Source organism: Lacisediminimonas profundi, assembly GCF_008831265.1.
Classification (GTDB): Bacteria; Pseudomonadota; Gammaproteobacteria; order Burkholderiales; family Burkholderiaceae_D; genus Lacisediminimonas; species Lacisediminimonas profundi.
Genome location: NZ_VTTH01000007.1, coordinates 84586 through 104402, shown reverse-complemented (window position 1 = coordinate 104402; position 19817 = coordinate 84586). Strand labels below are relative to the sequence as shown.

The following is a 19817-nucleotide window of genomic DNA, read 5'->3' as shown; positions in this document are numbered from 1 at the left end:
GCTGTCTGGTTGGGCTTATTCGCAGTTATGGACGTGGACGTGCTCGCCGGCCGCGATGGCGGCGGTGGCATGGCCGATGGTAACGCCGTACTTGATCACCGCCTCGCCCTCGGCGATCGGCCGCAATGCCGCCTTGTGGCCGAAGGGAATGCCGGCAGCGCAGGGCCCGCCGCCGGCCAGGGTGGTCAGTGCGAGCTCGGCGTCGAGCAGGGTGGCGACATTGTCGTGGTTGTTGACCACCACATGCTTGCGCCCGTTTTCGGACGAGGGGCCGATCGAAGTTGTCACCATCTCTTGTATGTGTGTCGTGTGTGGAAGGATGATCGGATTTCAGCGAACCACTGGCACGGCAAACTCGCTGAGCGCATCCAGTTCGGGCGCAGGCCCGATGCCTGGCTCTTCACCCAGCGTGACGCGGCCATCGCGCAGTGCGGCCAGCGTCGGCCACAGCATTTCGCGCAAGGGATTCGGGTTGCTGTCCACCTCCAGCATGCCATTCCCGCCGGCTGCCGCCAGCAGGTGAGCCGACATCGCCAGGCCGACACCGGCGCCGAGGTAGTGCGGACAATAGCGCAAGCCGGCCGCCAGCGCCATCCGCGCCACCGGCAGGCAGCGGCTGACGCCGCCCCACTTGGCGACGTCGGGCTGGACTACGCCCAGGGTGCCCGACCCGACCGCCTGCTCGAAGCGATCGAGTCCCATGATGTTTTCGCCGGCGGCCAGCGGCACGCTGGTGGCTGCAGCCACGTCGCGCCATTGCGCCGGCGGCGCATCGGCGCGCAAGGGTTCCTCTATCCAGTCGAGGCCGGACTCGGCCAGCCGTGGACAGGCGCGCAAGGCCTCGTCGCGGCTCCAGCCCTGGTTTGCGTCCACCATCAACCGGGCGTCGTCGCCCAGTGCGCGGCGCAAGGCACGCAGGTTTTCGACGTCATCCTGCGGATTGAAGCCGACCTTGAGCTTGAACGCGCGATATCCCTGCGCCTGGTGCGCCAGCGCCGTCTCGATCGCGCCGCCCGGTCCCAGCCCGCTGGCATACGCGCCAATGGTGGCACTGGCACCCCCAAGCAGCCGCCACAGGGGTGTTTTCATGCGACGCGCAGCCAGGTCCCAGAGAGCCTGGTCGACGCCGGCCAGCACTTGCGCCAGCGGTCCCGGCTCGCCGCATTGTATTGCCAGGATGGACAGCCGATTCTCCAGTGCTTCCGTGGTTTGCGCCGGCTGTGTCACCGTTGCACCCTGCAGCATTGGCGCCACCAGGCTGGACACCAGGCGCGCGCGGTGTTCTGCGCCGACGCCGGGGAAGTTGCACCACACCTCGCCCCAGCCCTCGACGCCGTCGACATCGCGTACGCGAACCAGCACCGCGGGACGATCATGCATGACGCCGAACGCCGTGCGTACCGGCACGGCGCAGGGGGCGCGGAACACGAAGGCTTCCAGATTGGCGACCGTCATCGCGACGCCGGTGTCTGGCAGGGCCGGTGGTGCAGGTGCTGCAGGAAGGGGGGGACTTGTAGTCATGGGTTCAGGTCAGGTGGGGGAAAAAGCGGCGGCAGGTGATCGGGCACAGCAAGATTACCGGTCCGTCGCCGTGGCAGGCAACGCGCCGGCCACGACTGCGCTGCTGTCGATCGGCGGTATCCACCATGATGCATTGCTGGCATGGGAGGCGCGCCAGAAGCAGGAAATCCTGTGTTCGATTCGTTTTCGCGACCTCGAACCAGACTGGCCGATTTCCATCGTCCGGCTGGCGCAGCAGCCGGCGTCGCCGGCGGTCCAGGCTTTCCTCACGACCGCCAGGGCGGTCATGGGAAAGGCCCGGATGTAAAGCGATCAGAATTCCACAGCCTGCCCGGGTTCCAGCACGAACACCTTGGTCGACGTGCTGCCCAGCGCTGCGGTGTACTCGGCCGGCGTGCCCTTCAGCACCGGGATGGTGCCGTAGTGGATCGGGATCGCAAACTTCGGCTTGATCATATCGCGCGTGGCCACGGCCGCGTCCTTGGGCGACATCACGAAATGGCCGCCGATCGGAATCAGCACCAGGTCCGGTTTGTAATAAGAACCGATCAGGTTCATGTCGCCGAACAGGCCGGTGTCGCCCATGTGATAGATCTTGAAGCCGTCTTCCAGTTCGATGATGAAGCCAGCCGGCTCGCCGCCGACATGGACCTCATCCTTGCCGGTGGCAGGATTCTTGTGGGCGACTTCCGAACTGTGTTCGGCGTGGGTCTGGGTGATCTTGATCTTGTCGCCCAGTGGCGTCACAGTACCGCCCTTGCCGAACCGGACCGCCTGGGCAGCCGGGACCAGCCCGAGGGCGGCGAAGGTCTGCATCAGGCCGGCCGGGCCATAGATGGGCGCCTTGTTCAGCTTGGCCAGCGCAGGCGCGTCCGCCATATGGTCGAAATGACCGTGGGTGACCAGTATCAGGTCCACCTTGCCCAGCGCCTCAAGGTTCTTGTAAGCTGCCGGGGTCTTCGGATTGCTGGTCAGCCACGGGTCGATGACGATCACCTTGCCGCCCGGTGTCGTGATCTTGGTGCTTGCCTGGCCCAGCCACTGCACCTGGGTCTTGTTCTGGGCCGCCGCCAGGGTCGCCGTGCCCGTGAGGGCGGTGGCGAACAGGACTGCCGCTACCGAACGGATGTAACTACGCATGACTTCTCCTTGTTATTTTCTGCTGTGGATCATGGGGAGCCGCCCGAACGAAGGGGGGCTCGGTGAGCGCTTGCAGCCGGAATTGGCAAAAAAATTATAGGTCAGTTCCCGAAATTCGTCCGTTCAGGGGCAGGATTGACGTTTATCAATAGGTAATTTTGCTTAGCCGAGCCAATCGGCAGGCGACTTATGTCGCATCGCAGCAATTTCGACATTCATTCGAAACATGACTGTTTATGCGGGTTTTGCGATACCAATCCAGCACGTTATGTGGCGATGCAGCAAGAAATGAGGCATTGCGCGGAAATCGTTGTTCGTTAAAATCACGCCTTGGCTAAAAGCAAGGCCAGAAAATCAAAGGAGAGTGGCGGTATGCACATTAGAAATCAAAAGGACTTCTGGGCAGGGGTGATGTTCATCCTGTTCGGCGGATTCTTTGCCGGTGTCGGCACACAATACACGTTCGGAACGGCCGCTCGAATGGGTCCCGGATATTTCCCGACGGTCCTTGGCATCATATTGATGCTGTTGGGACTCATCGTCGCAGTTACCGGACTGTCTCCCAAGAACACTGAGGAAAAGGTCCAGCCTTTTGCCTGGGGCGTCCTGTTCACGATCATCGGCTCAGTCGTCCTGTTCGGCGTGTTGCTCAATCCGCTGGGCCTGATCGGTTCCCTGCTGGTGCTGATCCTGCTGGCGAGCTATGCCAGCCACGAGCACACCTGGAAGGCCTCCATCGGCAACTCGGTGGTACTCATATCGCTCTGTCTTTTCGTTTTCGTTTACTCGCTCAAGCTGCAATTCCAGCTCTGGCCTGTATTCATGAGGGGCTAAGGAGCCAACTATGGAAACATTACTCGCAAACCTGGGCACGGGCTTCGGCGCCGTGCTCGCCCTGGAGCCGACTACGATCCTGGGAATGTCGTTCAGCATTCCGATGAACCTGGTGTACTGCCTGATCGGCACCATCATCGGCACCCTGATCGGCGTGCTGCCGGGTCTCGGCCCGGTCGCCACCATCGCCATGCTGCTGCCGGCAACCTACGCGCTGCCCCCCCTGGGCGGCCTGATCATGCTGGCCGGTATCTATTACGGCGCGCAGTACGGCGGCTCCACCACGGCCATCCTGGTCAACCTTCCCGGCGAGATGTCCTCGGTCGTGACCTGTATCGACGGCTACCAGATGGCACGTCGCGGCCGGGCCGGTGTCGCGCTGACGACAGCTGCGATGGGCTCGTTCTTTGCTGGCTGCGTGGGCACCCTGCTGCTGGCTGCGTTCGCTGCGCCGCTGGCGGAGATTGCGTTCAAATTCGGTCCTGCCGAATATTTCTCGCTGATGGTACTGGGCCTGATTGGCGCGGTGGTGCTGGCTTCCGGTTCGCTGATCAAGGCAATCGCGATGATCGTGCTGGGCCTGCTCGGTGGCCTGGTTGGCACTGACGTCAACACCGGCGTTTCCCGCTATGCGTTCAACATTCCGGAACTGACCGACGGTATCGGCTTCGTGGCAGTGGCAATGGGCGTGTTCGGCTTCGCGGAAGTCATGACCAACCTCGAGCAGAAGGACAAGCGGGAAGTGTTCACCAGCAAGGTGACCAACATGTTCCCGACCAAGGACGACTTCAAGCGGATGATCGGACCTATCCTGCGCGGTACCGCGCTCGGATCGGCACTGGGCATCCTGCCGGGCGGCGGTGCGTCACTGGCTTCGTTCGGCGCCTACTCGCTGGAAAAGAAGGTATCGAAGAACAGTGCCGAGTTCGGCAAGGGCGCAATCGAAGGCGTCGCGGCTCCCGAGTCGGCCAACAACTCGGCGGCACAGACCTCCTTCATCCCGCTGCTGACACTGGGCATTCCGCCCAATGCCGTGATGGCGCTGATGGTCGGTGCAATGACCATCCACAACATCCAGCCGGGTCCGCAGGTCATGACCAGCAACCCGACCCTGTTCTGGGGCCTGATTGTCTCCATGTGGCTCGGCAACCTGATGCTGGTGATCCTGAACCTGCCGATGATCGGCATCTGGATCAAGCTGCTGACCGTGCCTTACCGTTTCCTGTATCCGTCGATCCTGACCTTCTGCTGTATCGGTGTCTACACCGTGAACAACAGTACCTTCGACGTGTTCATGACGGCAGGCTTCGGTCTCCTCGGCTACATCTTCCTCAAGTTGGGTGCCGAAGGCGCGCCGCTATTGCTGGGCTTCGTGCTGGGACCGATGATGGAAGAGAACTTCCGGCGTTCGCTGCTGTTGTCGCGCGGTGACTTCACGGTGTTCTTCACCCGTCCGCTGTCGCTCGGCCTGCTGATTGCTGCCGGCCTGCTGGTCGTGATCGTGGCCCTGCCGGCGATCAAGAGCAAGCGCGAAGAGGCGTTCCAGGAAGAGTGATCACCTCACACTGATCGGACTGGATGGGCGGGTTTTCAACCCGCCCATTTTTTTTGTCCGTCAGTTCCTGACGGACAGCCGGGTTCCTGACAGCCTATGCGTTTCCGGCAAAGCCATCCCGCAGCTCCCGCTTCAATACCTTGCCGATCGGACTGCGCGGCAGCGCATCGACCAGCCGTACCGCGGCCAAGCGCTGTGTTTTCCCCAGCCGCTCGTTGGCCCAGGCCATGATCCCTGCTTCGTCCACGACCGACCCGCTGCGGGCCACGACGAATGCCACCGGCGTCTCTCCCCATTTCTGCGAAGGCACGCCGACCACGGCCACATCGGCGACGGCAGGATGCTGTCGCAGCACCACTTCAAGATCGGTCGGATAGATGTTGAAGCCGCCCGAAATTATCATGTCCTTCTTGCGGTCGAAAAGGGTCAGGAAGCCATCCTCGTCGAAGCTTCCAAGGTCGCCGGTACGGATGAAGCGCTTGCCCTCAGGGTCATGCCATTCGGCCTCGGCGGTTTTTTCCGGCTGCTTGAAATAAGCGGTCATCATCGCGCCGGAATGCCCGACCACCTCGCCGATCTGGCCCGGTCCGACCTGCTTGCCGTTCTCGTCGATCAGGCGAATGTCATGGCCTGGCGCAGGCCGTCCCACCGTATGCAATTTGTCCGGATGTTCATGCGCCGCCAGGATGCAGGTTCCTCCGCCTTCGGTCATGCCGTAATACTCGATCAGTCCGCCCGGCCAGCGTTTGAGCACATCGGCCTTGAGCGCCGCGGCGAACGGCGCGCTGGTGCTGAACTTCATCCGGAAGGAGGACAGGTCGTAGCGGTCGAAATCCGGATGCGACATCAGCCGCTGGTACTGCACCGGCACCAGCATCGCGTGCGTGGCGCGTACTTTCTGCGCCAGCTCCAGGAAGCCGGTGGCGTCGAATTTCGGCATGATCACCGCCGTGCCACCCAGGCCGATGGTCGGGACCAGGCTGACCAGCGTCGTGTTCGAATACAGCGGGGTGGATATCATTGCCACCGCATCCGGCCCGTAGCCGTTCAGGATCCCGCGCTGCACATGCATCCAGCGCATCGAATGCGGCTGCATGATGCCCTTGGGCGTGCCGGTCGTGCCCGAGGAATAGATGATATTGAAAGCCCACGACGGATCAATTGTCACCGGCCGGGCAGAGGCGGCGTCGGCCAGCCAGTCCTGCCAGCGAACGCCGTCCGAGCCGGTTTCGCCGCTGCCGAGATGGACACGGCGCAGCGCAGGCAGGCCGGCGGCATCCTTCAGCAGTACGGCGGTGGCAGCATCCAGGAACAGGTGGGTGGCTTCGCAGTCCCGGATCATGGCGGTCAGCCCCTCGGCGGTGGAGGAGGGCGCCAGCGGCGCGACGGTCACGCCGGCCCGCAGCGCGCCGAGGAAGGTCGCGGCATAGTCCAGCGAGCCGGCCGCGCAGATCGCAATGCATTGCTGCGGCCGTACGCCATCGCGCTGCAAACTGGCCGCGACCCGGTTCATCAGCTGATCGAGTCCGGCGTAGTCAATGCTGCGTTCGCCCTCGATCAAGGCAATGTGCCGCGGATCGGCTGCGGCATGCCGGGCGACCAGGTCAGGAAGGGAAATGAATTCCTGCTCGGGCAGGGAAGACGCAATGGTAGTCATGGATTTCTGGTCAAGGGCCGCAACGATAGTCCTGACGACCCCGACGATCCCGACGATCGGGCCACGGCGGCGACAGGTGGAAAGCGTCTATTCTAAACAAGGGCGCAAGGGGGCACGGACGTATTACATCCGGCAAACAAAGGTGTCCGCCCATCTGATGCGATCGCGCGAGCATGGTTCCGGACTATGATTGCGGGGATCACGCCTGTTGCGGATCGATTCTTGTCAGGCAGGCAAACATGACTCACATTTTCACCTATGGGTCCCTGATGTTCCCCGAGGTCTGGGCTCACGTAGTTCAGGGTCGTCATGCGGCGCAGGTGGCAAGCCTTGCCGGGTTTGCGCGCCACGCCCTGCACGGGCAGGAATATCCGGGCATGGTCGCCAGCAGAGGGGATTCGGTGCGCGGCGTGCTCTATTCCGACGTTTCCACGGCGGATGTAGCCCGGCTTGACCGTTTTGAAGGCGATGATTATCGCCGTGTACAAGTGGTAGTCGCGATAGAAAATACGCGGGAAACAGTGATGGCAAGTACTTACCTCTACACCGGGGCGGGGCTGCTGGAGGATGAGCTCTGGGATCCGGACACCTTCCTTGCCGGGCGTTTCCTGCAGTCGAATCCGCTGCCGGAAGCGGACCGCTGAGAATTGACCTGTTGTCGCCAGGCGGGCATGCTGCGTTTGCAGCGTCGGCCGGGTTGGCGCCGCCGCCGCCGGTATAATCGCTACTTTCAGCAACTCCTTCAGCACGCGCCTCGCGCCGTCGCCACCCCATGCTCGCCCAACAGAAACAACTGATAGCCGATATTTTCCTGACAGCGCTCGCGCCGCTGGTCGAGGGCGCCGCACCGGCGCCGGTCGTGACGCTGGACCGCCCGCGCGATCCTTCGCATGGCGACCTTGCCTGCAACATCGCCATGCAGATGGCCAAGCCGCTCAAGCGCAACCCGCGCGAGCTGGCCCAGTTGCTGGTGGCGGCGGTGCTGGCCGATCCCAGGCGCGCCGGATTGATCGAGACGGTCGAGATCGCCGGCCCCGGCTTCATCAATTTGCGGGTCGCTGCCGCAGCCCGGCAGGCAGTCGTGCATGCGGTGCGCGAGCAGGGTGCGCAATTCGGCCGCAGCCAGATTGGCAGCGGGCAGAAGGTGATCGTCGAATTCGTCTCCGCCAATCCGACCGGACCGCTGCACGTCGGCCACGGCCGCCAGGGCGCGCTGGGCGACGCCATGTCAGCCCTGCTGGAATCGCAGGGCTACGACGTCACCCGCGAGTTCTACTACAACGACGCCGGCAACCAGATCGGCACCCTGGCGTTCTCCGTGCATGCGCGAGCACGCGGCCTCAAACCAGGCGACCAGCACTGGCCGGAGTCGGCCTACAACGGCGATTACATCGCCGACATCGCTGCCGATTTCCTGGCGAAGAAGACCGTGACTGCCAGCGACGGCGGGCCGGTAACCGCCAGTGGCGACGCCAACGACATGGAATCGATACGCCTGTTTGCCGTCGCCTACCTGCGCCGCGAGCAGGATCTCGACCTGCAGGCCTTTGGCGTAAAGTTCGACAACTATTATCTCGAATCATCGCTATACCACGATGGCAAGGTCGAGGCGGCGGTCGCCGCCCTGAGCGCGGCGGGCAAGACTTACGAACTCGACAACGCGCTCTGGCTTCGCACCACCGAGTACGGTGACGACAAGGACCGCGTGATGAAGAAGTCCGACGGCTCCTACACCTACTTCGTGCCGGACGTGGCTTACCACATCACCAAGTGGCAGCGCGGCTTTGCCAAGGCGATCAACATCCAGGGCAGCGACCACCACGGCACCATTGCCCGGGTACGCGCCGGCCTGCAGGCGGCCGGGGTCGGGATACCGCAAGGCTATCCGGACTATGTGCTGCACAAGATGGTGACCGTGATGCGCAATGGCGAAGAGGTCAAGATTTCCAAGCGCGCCGGCTCCTACGTCACGCTACGCGACCTGATCGAGTGGTCCACCGGATCCGCCGACGAGAACCAGCCGCGCGACCTGACCCGCGGACGCGACGCAGTGCGCTTTTTCCTTATTTCGCGCAAGGCCGACACCGAATTCGTGTTCGATGTCGACCTGGCGGTGGCGCAATCGGACGAAAATCCGGTGTACTACGTGCAGTATGCGCACGCCCGCATCTGTTCGGTGCTGGCGCAATGGGGCGGGGACGAGGCCAGCCTGGCCGGAGTCGACCTTTCGCCGCTGGTCTCGCCGCGCGAATCGATCTTGCTCGGCAAGCTGGCGTCATATCCGGAAATGCTGCAGAAGGCGCTCGAAGAGCTCGGTCCGCACCAGCTGGCTTTCTACCTGAGGGAACTGTCCGGCGAACTGCACAGCTACTACAATGCGGAGCGGGTGCTGGTCGACGATGAAGCGACCAAAATGGCCCGGCTTGCGCTGCTCATCGCAGTGCGGCAGGTGATCCGTAATGGACTGGGCCTGCTTGGCGTATCGACGCCAGCGCGCATGTGATAAATCAGAAAGCGACACCAGCATGATCAAACAAGGAAACCGGCAGGCAGGCGGCACACTGCTCGGACTGATACTCGGCCTGGTCATTGGCTTGTCGGTCGCCGTCGTCGTGGCAGTCATGATCAAGAATACGCCGCTGCCGTTCACCAACAAGGTAGGACGGCCGGAGAAGGCGCCGGATGCGGCGTCTGCCTCGACCGGACAGATCGTCGACCCGAACAAGTCGCTGCAGGGTAACAAGGAGCCGGCGCGCGAGGCGGCAAAGCAATTTGCCAAGCCCGAGGAGGAGGCCAAGCCCGGCGAGCCGGCGCTTGATGCGAAGGATGCTGCGCGCCAAGCAGCCAAGGAGCCCGCTGCAAAGCCGGAGAGCCGCGCCGACAACAAGGCACCGGTGGTCGACAAGTCCACGGCCGCTGAGTCCCGCGTGGCCAAGGCCGAGCCGTCTTCTGCTGCCGATGAAAAATTCACCTATTATTTGCAAGCGGGCGCGTTCCTCGAAAAGGCCGACGCTGAAAACACCAAGGCCAGGCTGGCCTTGATGGGGGTCGGCGCGAGTATCGCCGAGCGCAAGAGCGACAACGGCACCCTGTACCGCGTTCGTATCGGCCCGTTCGCGCAACTCGAGGCAATGAATCGCGTGCGCGGCAAACTGACCGACAACGGCGTCGACGTTGCAGTGGTGCGGGTGCCGAAATAGGCCAAATAGCCGTAATAACCTGAACAACCGAAACAGACGGACTCAACGGAAGGAATATCCCCCATGCGCCTGATCAAGCACTTCTTCGCCGCATTCAGCCTGGGCCTGCTGGCCCTTTCCGCCGGCGCCACGCCGGCCAATCCCCAGAACGGCGTTGACTACCGCACGCTGGAAAAGGCGCAGTCGACCGATTCCGGCAAAAAGGTCGAGGTCACCGAGTTCTTCTGGTATGCGTGCCCGCATTGCTATGCGCTGGAGCCAAGCCTTCATGACTGGGTCAAGAAGCAGGGCGAGCGCATCGTCTTCAAGCGCGTGCCGGTGGCATTCCGCGATTCCTTCGTTCCCCAGCAAAAGCTGTACTACACGCTGGAAGCGCTGGGTGAAGTCGAGCGTTTGCATGGCAAGGTGTTCTCCGCCATCCACGCCGAACGCCAGGCGCTCAACACCGACGCCTTGATCACTGATTTCATCGTCAAGAACGGCATCGACAAGAAGAAATTCCTCGACGTCTACAACTCGTTCGGGGTGCAGACCAAGGCCAAGCGCGCGACCCAGCTGCAGGCTGACTACAAGGTCGACGGCGTGCCCATGATTGCGATCGGCGGCAGGTACATCACTTCGCCTTCCATCGTCGGTGCGGCAATGGGCAACCAACCGGAAACGGCGCTGCACACAGCCTCGCTGCAGGTGATGAGCCACCTGGTGGCGAGGGCCGAAAAAGAGATGGGCGGGAACGGCAAGAAGTAAGAGCCGGCCTGCCGGGCTCAATGAAAAAGCGCGTCTTTGGGCGCGCTTTTTTTTGCCGTGTACATCCCGGGTGGACTGATTTCCGAGCGCGCGCGGACTGCATCATTCCAGCGCGCTGCATGCCTGCCGCAGATCCCTTAGTATCGGTGCTTCCTTCCGACCAGATTGCCTCTACATGACATCCGGCCCGTTCATCGATGCGCTCGGTCGCATCCATCGCCCGGTCTCCTCCCGGGACACCGTTCGCATCGCATCCCTGGTGCCGTCGCTGACCGAATTGCTGTTCGATCTCGGGCTCGGGCACCTGCTGGTTGCACGAACCGGATTTTGCATTCATCCGGCTCCCGGGCTTGCCGCTGTCGCCAAGGTCGGCGGCACCAAGGATGTGAACATCGGCAAGCTGCGCGAACTGGCCCCCACGCATGTGGTGGTCAACATCGACGAAAACGACAAGCCGGTCGTTGACCAGCTTGCCAGCTTCATCCCCAACGTGATCGTCACCCATCCCGATGCGCCGCGTGACAATCTGGGCCTGTACCGACTGCTGGGTGGCATCTTCAATGCCGGCGAGGCCGCCGAAATGCTGGCTCGAGTTTTCGAGCAGGAGCACGCGTTGTTGACGGCGCAGGCCTGGCGGCCGCGGAAAGTGTTGTACTGCATCTGGCAGGACCCGTGGATGACGGTCGCCCCCGCCACCTACATTGGCCAGATGCTGTCGCTGGTGGGTTGGCAGCAGGTGGAGGTTCCGGCGCCCGCGACAGGCAGCGCGCGCTACCCGCGTTTTGACTGGAGTGCGGCGCTGGCCGGCGGCATTGATGAAGTCCTGCTATCGAGCGAACCGTACCGGTTCACCGGGCAGCATGCCGACCTGCTCGAGCGTCAACTTGGGGTTCCGGTCAGCGTGATCGATGGCGAGATGATTTCGTGGTACGGCAGCCGCGCCATCCGGGGCTTGCGCTACCTGGGGGATATGGCGAAGGACGGCTCCGCCCTTTGACCGGAGCCGATGCGGCATCCGGATTTGCGCGGTGCCGACCTTCACTGTTCCGACCTTGCTCTCTACCTTATTCCCTGGCAGCGAACCGGTAGACGCCGTTTTCGTCCAGCCTGCGTACCAGGTAGCCCTCGAACCACAGCTGGTGCAGGTGCGCCAGCGCTTCGCCCAGTGCGAACGAGAGTTGGTGCGCATCCAGCGCGCGCGGGAACATGATGGGAACGATGTCGCAGGCCGACATCGGCTTCTCGCGGCACGCAACCAGCACTTCAGCCAGCCGTTCTGCATGATGGTCTCGCAGCTGCTGTATGCGCGTATGAAGGCCGCGAAATGGCTTGCCATGCGAGGGCAGCACCAGCGTGTCATCCGGCAGCGAAGCAAATTTGCCGAGTGAATCCATGTATTGCTGGACTGGATTGGATTCCGGCTCGTAGCATTGCACCGAGACATTGGTCGATATGCGCGGCAGCACCATGTCGCCTGAAATCATCAGGTTCAGCTGCTCGCTGTAGAGCGCTGCATGTTCCGGCGAATGGCCGAAGCCGGTGATGATCCGCCAGTCGGCGTTTCCGATCCGGATCGACTGACCGTCCTGCATCCGGCGGTAGGTCGACGGCACCGAGGGCACCAGCGACACGTAGTGGTTCCTGCGTTCGCCCACCTGGCCGGTCGCTTCGTCAGGCAGTCCATGCCGGCGGAAATGCTCCACCATTGCCGCCCCGTTGTAGCCGGGCAGCCCGGCCGACATCATGCGTGCCACGGCATATTCGCCAGCCGTGACCCAGAGCGTCACGTTCCAGCGCTCGCACAGCCAGTGCGCCAGGCCCATGTGATCGGGATGGTAATGCGTCGCAATGACGCGCAGCACCGGCCGTCCCTGCAGCGCGGTACTGAACACCGACTCCCATGACGTTCGGGTCGGCTCGCTTGCAATACCGCAATCGATGATTGTCCATCCCCGTACCACGCCCTGTTCCGTTTCCAGCTCGTCGTCGAGCAGCCACAGGTTGATATGGTTCAGCGCGAACGGCAGCGCCATGCGCAGCCAGTACAGGCCGGGCAGCACCTGTTGCACAGCACCGGGTTCCGGCAATGCGTCGCCGAAAGGATAGTCGAGTTGGGCTTCAAGCAGATTCATTGATTCTCTCAAAAACAAATTTGCGGCCGGCGCGCTGATTCACATTTGCCGGCCACGCGCCTACAATGGATTGACGTTTACGTTAACTGCCATTTTAAATCACTATCACTACCCGCGTTTTGCCTCGAATCCTTCCGTCCGACATGCCGACCTACACCATCACCGAACTGGCACGTGAATTCGACATCACGCCGCGCGCGATCCGCTTCTATGAAGACCAGGGCCTGATCAGTCCGAAGCGGGAAGGGACGGGCGGGCGTACCCGCGTCTACTCGGCGCGCGAGCGCACCCGGCTCAAGCTGACCCTGCGCGGCAAGCGGCTCGGCCTTAGCCTGTCGGAAATCAAGAGCTTGGTCGACATGTACGAATCGCCCAGGGACTCGGTGCCGCAGTTGAACCGTTTCCTGACGGTGCTGGCGCAGCATCGCGACGCGCTGGAGCAGCAGCGCGAGGACATCGAGGTGACACTGGCCGAGCTCGCCGCCCACGAAGCGGCTTGCCGCAAGCTGCTCGAAAGGGCAACGGCGCCGAAAAAAGGCGAAACGAAAAGCGAGACGAGACGCGAGACGAGACGCGAACCGGGCAAGCCGCCTGCGCGTAGCCGCAAGGCCGCCTAGCGCGCGGCCGGATACCTTACGTTTACGTTAACGTCAATTCATCGTATGATTTCTGCCGTCATCGCATCCGCTTTGCGGTTTCCACCGCTTCCGGCCCACCCGGCAGTCGCTGCTATTGCGCATCCCTGCTTGACGCCGGACAAGGCTTCGCCGGCAGCGGGAGACAGAATTCCGCATATGCCCTTCCGCGGCTGGCCGCGGTTACTGTCACTGTCCCAACTTAGCTTTTGAGGTTCTCATGCTCCAGTTGCCCGGCCTGAATTTCGACCACGGTGAAGATATCGCCGCCCTGCGCGATACCGTGCAGCAGTTTTCAGCGGTCGAGATTGCGCCACGTGCCGCCGAGATCGACCGCAGCGACCAGTTTCCGATGGACCTGTGGCGCAAGATGGGCAGCCTGGGCTTGCTGGGCGTGACGGTCGAGGAAGAGTACGGCGGCAGCGCCATGGGCTACCTGGCCCACATTGTCGCGATGGAAGAAATCTCGCGCGGCTCGGCCTCGGTCGGGCTGTCGTATGGCGCCCATTCGAACCTGTGCGTCAACCAGATCCGCCGCAATGGCACCGAAGAACAGAAGCGCAAGTACCTGCCCAGGCTGGTGTCCGGCGAGTTCGTTGGGGCGCTGGCGATGTCGGAGCCGAACGCCGGCTCGGATGTGGTCAACATGCGCTTGCGCGCCGACTGGAAAGGCGACCGCTGGGTCCTGAACGGCACCAAGATGTGGATCACCAACGGCCCCGACGCCGACGTGCTGGTGGTGTACGCCAGGAACGATATCGAAGCCGGCGCGCGCGGCTTGACCGCCTTCCTGGTCGAGAAGGGATCAAAGGGGTTTTCGGTGGCGCAGAAACTCGACAAGCTTGGCATGCGCGGTTCGCACACCGGCGAGCTGGTATTCGAGGATTGCGAAGTGCCGGCCGAAAATGTGCTGGGCGGACTCGGGCGCGGGGTCAATGTGCTGATGTCCGGCCTCGATTTCGAGCGCACCGTCCTGTCCGGCGGACCGTTGGGCATCATGCAGTCCTGCATGGATGTCACCGTGCCCTACGTCCACGAGCGCAAGCAGTTCGGCCAGCCGATCGGCGAGTTCCAGCTGATGCAGGGGAAGCTGGCGGACATGTACTCGACCATGATGGCCTGCCGCGCCTATGTCTATGCAGTAGGCCAGGCCTGCGACCGCGCAAAGACGCCGGATGCGGTGCGCGCGCTGCGCAAGGACGCCGCCGGGGCGATCCTGTACTCGGCAGAAAAGGCGACCTGGATGGCCGGCGAGACGATACAGGCATTGGGCGGCAACGGTTACATCAATGACTATCCTGCCGGTCGGCTGTGGCGCGATGCCAAGTTGTACGAGATCGGCGCGGGCACCAGTGAAATTCGCCGCATGCTGATTGGCCGCGAGCTGTTTGCCGAAACCAGGCAGGACTGAGTCCATTGCGGGCCGCAACCCAATCCCCCCGGTAACGCATCATGCCAGCCTTCCCGCGCCTCCTTTCTTCCGGCATCGGCTACGACACGGCGCGCGCGATCCTGGACGGCTTCGACCGTCACTACCGCCTGTTCCGCGAGGCCAGCAAGGCGGCGCGCCGGCATTTCGAGCGTCGCCAATGGAAGCTCGCGCAGCAGGAGGCCCGGGAACGCATCGCCTACTATGACACGCGCGTACAGGAGTGCGTCGAGGCGCTGCGCGGCAGCACCAGCCAGGCAGCGCTGACCGACGACGTCTGGCGCGAAGTGAAGCTGCATTACATCGGGCTGCTGACCGGCCACAAGCAGCCCGAGCTGGCAGAGACCTTTTTCAATTCAGTCTTCTGCCGGATATTGCACCGCCGCTATTTCAACAACGATTTCATCTTCGTGCGACCGGCGATATCGACCGAGTACATCGAGACCGAGGAAATCGCGCCCACCTATCGCGTCTACTATCCGGGCGCCGACGGACTGCACTACGCGCTGCGTCGCGTCATCACCAATTTCCAGCTCGATGCGCTGTTCGACGACCTCGACCGCGACGTCGGTTTTGTCGAAGCAAGGCTGCGCTTCATGCTGGGCGCCGAGCAACTGGAGCCCAATCACCAGTTGCAAGTGCTGGCTAGCTTGTTCTACCGTAACAAGGGCGCCTATGTGGTCGGCAAGATCATCAATGGCAATCGCGAGTATCCGTTCGTGATACCGATCCTGCACGGACCGGCGGGACTGGAGCTCGACACGGTGCTGTTCGACCCGCGCCTGATCACGCTGCTGTTTTCATTCACGCGCGCTTACTTCATGGTCGACATGGAAGTGCCGTCGGCCTATGTCAGCTTCCTCAAGAGCATGATGCCATTCAAGCCGGCCAGCGAGATCTACACCATCCTCGGGCTGCAAAAGCAGGGCAAGGCGCTGTTCTATCGCGACTTCCTGCATCATCTGCGCCACTCGTCGGACGTGTTCGAAAGCGCACCCGGCATACGCGGGCTGGTGATGGTGGTGTTCACGCTGCCGTCGTTTCCCTATGTGTTCAAGGTGATCAAGGATTTTTTCCCGCCACCCAAGGAAACCACGCGCGAACAGGTGCAGAAGAAATACTTGCTGGTGAAATATCACGACCGTGTCGGCCGCATGGCCGACACGCTGGAATATTCCGACGTCGCCTTTCCCCGCGCCCGCTTCTCGGAGGCGCTGCTGGCGGAACTGAAGCAGGTCGCGCCTTCGGTGGTGGAGGAGGAACAGGACCAGATCGTCATACGGCACCTGTACATCGAGCGGCGCATGGTGCCGCTGAACATCTGGCTGGAAAAGGCCGAGCGGGAGGGCGACCTGAGCGCCCTGGAGCACGGTGTGATTGAATACGGAAACGCCATCAAGGACATGGTTGCGGTTAACATATTCCCCGGTGACATGCTGTACAAGAATTTCGGCGTTACCCGCCAGGGGCGCGTAGTGTTCTACGATTACGACGAAATCGAGTACATCAGCGATTGTAATTTTCGCAAGATACCGGAGGCTCGCACGCTGGAAGACGAGATGTCGGCCGAGCCTTGGTATCCGGTGGCAAGGAATGACGTGTTCCCCGAGCAGTTCGGCACTTTCCTGCTCGGCAACCCCCAGGTGAAGTCGGCGTTCCTGAAACATCACGCCGACTTGCTCACCGCGGAGTACTGGAATGCGGGCAAGCAGCGCATCCTGGAAGGCTGGATGGCGGATGTATTTCCCTATCCCCAGGAAAGTCGGTTCAGTTTTAAACCCCAGGCAAAGGCCGCCCTCACGGCGGCCTGATACCAGTCTATCGAAACTTTGAAATGGAGCAAAAATGAACGATCCAATCGTAATTGTCGGCGCTGCCCGTACCCCGATGGGTGCCTTCCAGGGCGATTTTTCGTCTGTAACTGCCAGCGAGCTTGGCGCGGTTGCGATCCGTGCGGCGGTCGAGCGCGCAGGCATTGCGCCGGAACAGGTGCAGGATGTCCTGTTCGGCAACTGCCTGATGGCAGGGCAGGGCCAGGCGCCGGCACGCCAGGCGGCAATCAAGGCCGGCATTCCGACTTCCGCCGGCGCGGTGACGATGTCAAAGATGTGCGGATCCGCAATGCAGGCTGCCATGTTCGGCTACGACTCGCTGCTGGCCGGCACCAATGAAGTGGTGGTCGCGGGCGGCATGGAATCGATGACCAACGCTCCCTACCTGATCCCCAAGGCGCGCGGCGGATATCGCATCGGCCACGGCACGATCTACGACCACATGATGCTCGACGGCCTGGAAGATGCATACGAAGCCGGCCGTTCGATGGGTACTTTCGGCGAGGAATGCGCGGGCAAGTACCAGTTCACCCGTGAAGCGCAGGACGCATTCGCGATCGAATCGGTGAAGCGCGCCCAGGCAGCGACTGCTGACGGCTCGTTCCAGTGGGAAATCGCGCCGGTGACCGTCAAGGGCCGCGGCGGCGATGTGGTGGTCGACAAGGACGAAGGTCCGTTGAAGGCGAAGATCGACAAGATCGCAACGCTCAAGCCGGCGTTCAAGAAGGACGGCACGATTACCGCCGCCTCTTCATCCTCGATCAACGACGGCGCGGCAGCACTGGTGCTGATGCGCGAGTCGACGGCGAAGAAGCTCGGCTGCAAGCCGATCGCCCGAATCCTCGGCCATGCCCGCCACTCGCAGGAGCCGAACTGGTTCACCACGGCTCCCGTGGGCGCGATCGAAAAGTTGTACAAGAAGGTGGGCTGGAGCACTGCCGACGTCGACCTGTTCGAAGTCAATGAAGCCTTCGCCGTGGTCGCCATGGCAGCCATGCGCGAGCACAACATCTCGCACGACAAGATCAATATCCATGGCGGCGCCTGCGCGCTTGGCCATCCGATCGGCGCATCCGGCGCGCGCATCGTCGTTACCCTGCTCGGCGCGCTGAAAAAGACCGGCGGCAAGCGCGGCGTCGCCACGCTGTGCATCGGCGGCGGCGAAGCCACGGCAATGGCAATCGAGATGGTGTAAGTGACCGTGTAGCAGATGGAGTAACAACGGAGTAAAAGACGGTGCAGTAAGCGATGGCTGTCGCACTGATCCCCGGGCGTTTCGCGCTGGACCGGCCGGGAATTCGTGCGGCAGTTTCATCAAAGCGAAGGCAGGCCCCTGCCTTCGTGACCCTCGAACTGAAGCGAGCGCAATGCTGCTGAGCGAACAACATGAGATGGTCCGCGACGCGGTTCGCGCCTATGTGCGGGAACAGATTGCGCCGAATGCAGCGCGCTGGGATCGCGAGCATCTGTTCCCGCGCGAGGCGCTCGCCGGCCTGGCGCAGTTGGGCGCATTCGGCATCGTCGTGCCGGAATCGCTGGGCGGCGCCGGCCTCGACTACCTGTCGCTGGCGTTGGTGCTGGAGGAAATAGCCGCCGGCGACGGCGGCACCTCCACCATCATCTCGGTCAACAATTGCCCGGTCTGCAGCATCGGCCTGACGATGGCGAACGACGCGCAGAAGGAACAATGGCTGCGGCCGCTGGCCAGCGGCAAGCTGCTGGGCGCGTTCTGCCTGACCGAACCGCACGCTGGCAGCGAGGCGTCCAACCTGCGCACCACGGCGGTGCGCGATGGCGGTGAGTACGTGCTCAATGGCGTCAAGCAATTCACGACCAGTGGCAAGAACGCCGACGTCGCGATCGTGATGGCGGTGACCGACAAGGATGCCGGCAAGCGCGGCATCAGCGCATTCTGGGTGCCGACCGATACGCCCGGTTATGTGGTGGCGCGACTGGAGGACAAGCTCGGCCAGCGTTCATCGGATACCGCGCAGATCCTGTTCGAGGACTGCCGCATACCGGCAGCAAACCTGATCGGCGAAGAAGGGCAGGGCTACAAGATTGCGCTGTCGGGGCTGGAGGGCGGGCGCATCGGCATTGCTGCGCAGTCGGTCGGCATGGCGCGCGCAGCCTTCGAAGCGGCGCTGGCTTATGCGAAAGAGCGCACCAGTTTCGGCCAGGCGCTGATTGCCCATCAAGCGATCGAATTCCGGCTAGCCGAGATGGCGACGCAGATTGCGGTGGCGCGCCAGATGATCTGGCACGCGGCCAGCCTGAAGGATGCCGGTCGTCCCTGCCTGACCGAAGCCGCAATGGCCAAGCTGTTCGCCAGCGAGATGGCCGAGAAGGTGTGCTCGGCGGCGCTCCAGATCCACGGCGGTTATGGCTACGTCAATGATTTTCCGGTCGAGCGGATTTACCGCGACGTGCGGGTTTGCCAGATCTATGAAGGCACCAGCGACATACAGAAAATGCTGATCGCGCGCGCACTGGCCTGAGCGGCCGGCCGCGCCCCCGCGGCGTTAAATGACATCAGACCAGACAGGAGACAGCATGGCAGCGGACATCGAATTCTTTTTTGATTTCTCATCGCCCTACGCGTATTTCGCGTCCACCGCGATCGATGCACTGGCCGCCCGGCATGGCAGGAAAGTGCGCTGGCAGCCGATACTGCTGGGCGTTATGTTTCGCACCACCGGCGGTGCGCCGCTGACCGCCTTGCCGCTCAAGGGCGACTATGCGCTGCTTGATTTCAAACGCACCGCGCGCTTCAACCAGATCGACTTCAACATGCCCGAGCCGTTCCCGGTGTCGTCGGCGGCCGCTGCGCGCGCCATGCTGTGGGTTCGTGCCGAACATGGCGACGAACAGGCTGTTGCATTCGCCAGGTCGATCTTCCGTGCCTATTTCGTCGACAACATCGACATCGGCTCGCCCGACAACGTGGTGCAGGTCGGCGTGGCAATGGGCTTGGACGTGGCGCGGCTGACCGAGGGGATGAACAGCGCCGGCGTGCGCGAGCAGGTCAAGGCCGACACCGAGGCTGCCCTGCAGCGCGGCGTATTTGGCGCGCCATTCATGATTGTCGACGGCGAGCCGTTCTGGGGCTTCGACCGGTTTGAACAGATCGATGCC

Annotated in this window: 18 protein-coding genes and 1 pseudogene; 14 read left to right on the top strand and 5 right to left on the bottom strand. The window is 62.6% G+C overall.

Features of this window, described 5'->3' with window-relative positions; translation table 11 throughout:
- Nucleotides 1-15: 15 nt before the first annotated feature.
- On the bottom strand, nt 16-288 hold the full coding sequence (locus tag FVE66_RS18050; protein ID WP_241673270.1) for a UxaA family hydrolase: 273 nt from the start codon (nt 286-288) through the stop codon (nt 16-18).
- A 42-nt stretch (nt 289-330) separates the two neighbouring features.
- Nucleotides 331-1521: a mandelate racemase/muconate lactonizing enzyme family protein gene (locus FVE66_RS18045; RefSeq protein ID WP_194164411.1), complete on the bottom strand. Its 1191-nt coding sequence runs from the start codon at nt 1519-1521 to the stop codon at nt 331-333.
- A 70-nt stretch (nt 1522-1591) separates the two neighbouring features.
- On the opposite strand from FVE66_RS18045, the gene FVE66_RS18040 reads away from it, so the two are divergent.
- A complete protein-coding gene (locus tag FVE66_RS18040) occupies nt 1592-1828 on the top strand; it encodes a hypothetical protein (protein ID WP_206668789.1) in 237 nt (78 codons plus the stop codon).
- Nucleotides 1829-1833: 5 nt separating this feature from the next.
- On the opposite strand, the gene FVE66_RS18035 is transcribed toward FVE66_RS18040, so the two are convergent.
- Nucleotides 1834-2661 carry a metal-dependent hydrolase gene (locus tag FVE66_RS18035; protein ID WP_151448866.1) on the bottom strand — a complete coding sequence of 276 codons (828 nt, stop codon included), beginning with the start codon at nt 2659-2661 and terminating at the stop codon, nt 1834-1836.
- Nucleotides 2662-3033: 372 nt separating this feature from the next.
- Between FVE66_RS18035 and FVE66_RS18030 the strand changes: the two genes are divergently transcribed.
- Nucleotides 3034-3495, top strand: coding sequence for a tripartite tricarboxylate transporter TctB family protein (locus FVE66_RS18030; protein WP_151448865.1), 462 nt, complete (start codon nt 3034-3036; stop codon nt 3493-3495).
- A gap of 10 nt (nt 3496-3505) precedes the next feature.
- Nucleotides 3506-5050, top strand: coding sequence for a tripartite tricarboxylate transporter permease (locus FVE66_RS18025; protein ID WP_151448864.1), 1545 nt, complete (start codon nt 3506-3508; stop codon nt 5048-5050).
- 94 nt (nt 5051-5144) lie between these two features.
- Here the strand turns inward: FVE66_RS18025 and FVE66_RS18020 are convergent, their stop codons facing one another.
- The gene (locus FVE66_RS18020; RefSeq protein WP_151448863.1) at nt 5145-6707 is read right to left on the bottom strand and encodes a class I adenylate-forming enzyme family protein; all 1563 of its coding nucleotides are present in this window, start codon (nt 6705-6707) and stop codon (nt 5145-5147) included.
- A gap of 239 nt (nt 6708-6946) precedes the next feature.
- Here FVE66_RS18020 and FVE66_RS18015 point away from each other — a divergent pair, with 239 nt between their 5' ends.
- From FVE66_RS18015 to FVE66_RS17995, 5 genes are all read left to right on the top strand, one after another.
- A complete protein-coding gene (locus FVE66_RS18015) occupies nt 6947-7351 on the top strand; it encodes a gamma-glutamylcyclotransferase family protein (RefSeq protein ID WP_161993336.1) in 405 nt (134 codons plus the stop codon).
- A gap of 128 nt (nt 7352-7479) precedes the next feature.
- Nucleotides 7480-9210, top strand: coding sequence for an arginine--tRNA ligase (gene argS, locus FVE66_RS18010; protein WP_151448861.1), 1731 nt, complete (start codon nt 7480-7482; stop codon nt 9208-9210).
- A gap of 22 nt (nt 9211-9232) precedes the next feature.
- Nucleotides 9233-9907 (top strand): SPOR domain-containing protein, encoded by a 675-nt coding sequence (locus tag FVE66_RS18005; protein WP_151448860.1) that lies wholly within the window; start codon nt 9233-9235, stop codon nt 9905-9907.
- Nucleotides 9908-9970: 63 nt separating this feature from the next.
- Nucleotides 9971-10654, top strand: a complete 684-nt coding sequence (locus tag FVE66_RS18000; RefSeq protein ID WP_151448859.1) for a thiol:disulfide interchange protein DsbA/DsbL — start codon at nt 9971-9973, stop codon at nt 10652-10654.
- A 175-nt stretch (nt 10655-10829) separates the two neighbouring features.
- Nucleotides 10830-11651, top strand: a complete 822-nt coding sequence (locus FVE66_RS17995) for a helical backbone metal receptor (RefSeq protein WP_151448858.1) — start codon at nt 10830-10832, stop codon at nt 11649-11651.
- Nucleotides 11652-11718: 67 nt separating this feature from the next.
- Here the strand turns inward: FVE66_RS17995 and FVE66_RS17990 are convergent, their stop codons facing one another.
- A complete protein-coding gene (locus FVE66_RS17990) occupies nt 11719-12786 on the bottom strand; it encodes an MBL fold metallo-hydrolase (protein ID WP_151448857.1) in 1068 nt (355 codons plus the stop codon).
- Between the two features lie 143 nt (nt 12787-12929).
- Here FVE66_RS17990 and FVE66_RS17985 point away from each other — a divergent pair, with 143 nt between their 5' ends.
- From FVE66_RS17985 to FVE66_RS17960, 6 genes and pseudogenes are all read left to right on the top strand, one after another.
- Nucleotides 12930-13403, top strand: a complete 474-nt coding sequence (locus tag FVE66_RS17985) for a MerR family transcriptional regulator (RefSeq protein ID WP_151448856.1) — start codon at nt 12930-12932, stop codon at nt 13401-13403.
- A gap of 238 nt (nt 13404-13641) precedes the next feature.
- A complete protein-coding gene (locus FVE66_RS17980; RefSeq protein ID WP_151448855.1) occupies nt 13642-14832 on the top strand; it encodes an isovaleryl-CoA dehydrogenase in 1191 nt (396 codons plus the stop codon).
- Between the two features lie 41 nt (nt 14833-14873).
- The gene (aceK, locus tag FVE66_RS17975; RefSeq protein ID WP_151448854.1) at nt 14874-16661 is read left to right on the top strand and encodes a bifunctional isocitrate dehydrogenase kinase/phosphatase; all 1788 of its coding nucleotides are present in this window, start codon (nt 14874-14876) and stop codon (nt 16659-16661) included.
- 34 nt (nt 16662-16695) lie between these two features.
- Entirely contained in the window at nt 16696-17877 is a 1182-nt protein-coding gene (locus FVE66_RS17970) for an acetyl-CoA C-acetyltransferase (RefSeq protein WP_151448853.1), read from the top strand.
- Between the two features lie 172 nt (nt 17878-18049).
- Nucleotides 18050-19180: an acyl-CoA dehydrogenase family protein gene (locus FVE66_RS17965; protein ID WP_151448852.1), complete on the top strand. Its 1131-nt coding sequence runs from the start codon at nt 18050-18052 to the stop codon at nt 19178-19180.
- Between the two features lie 28 nt (nt 19181-19208).
- Nucleotides 19209-19808, top strand: a pseudogene (locus FVE66_RS17960) (DsbA family protein); the annotation flags it as partial.
- Nucleotides 19809-19817: the final 9 nt, after the last annotated feature.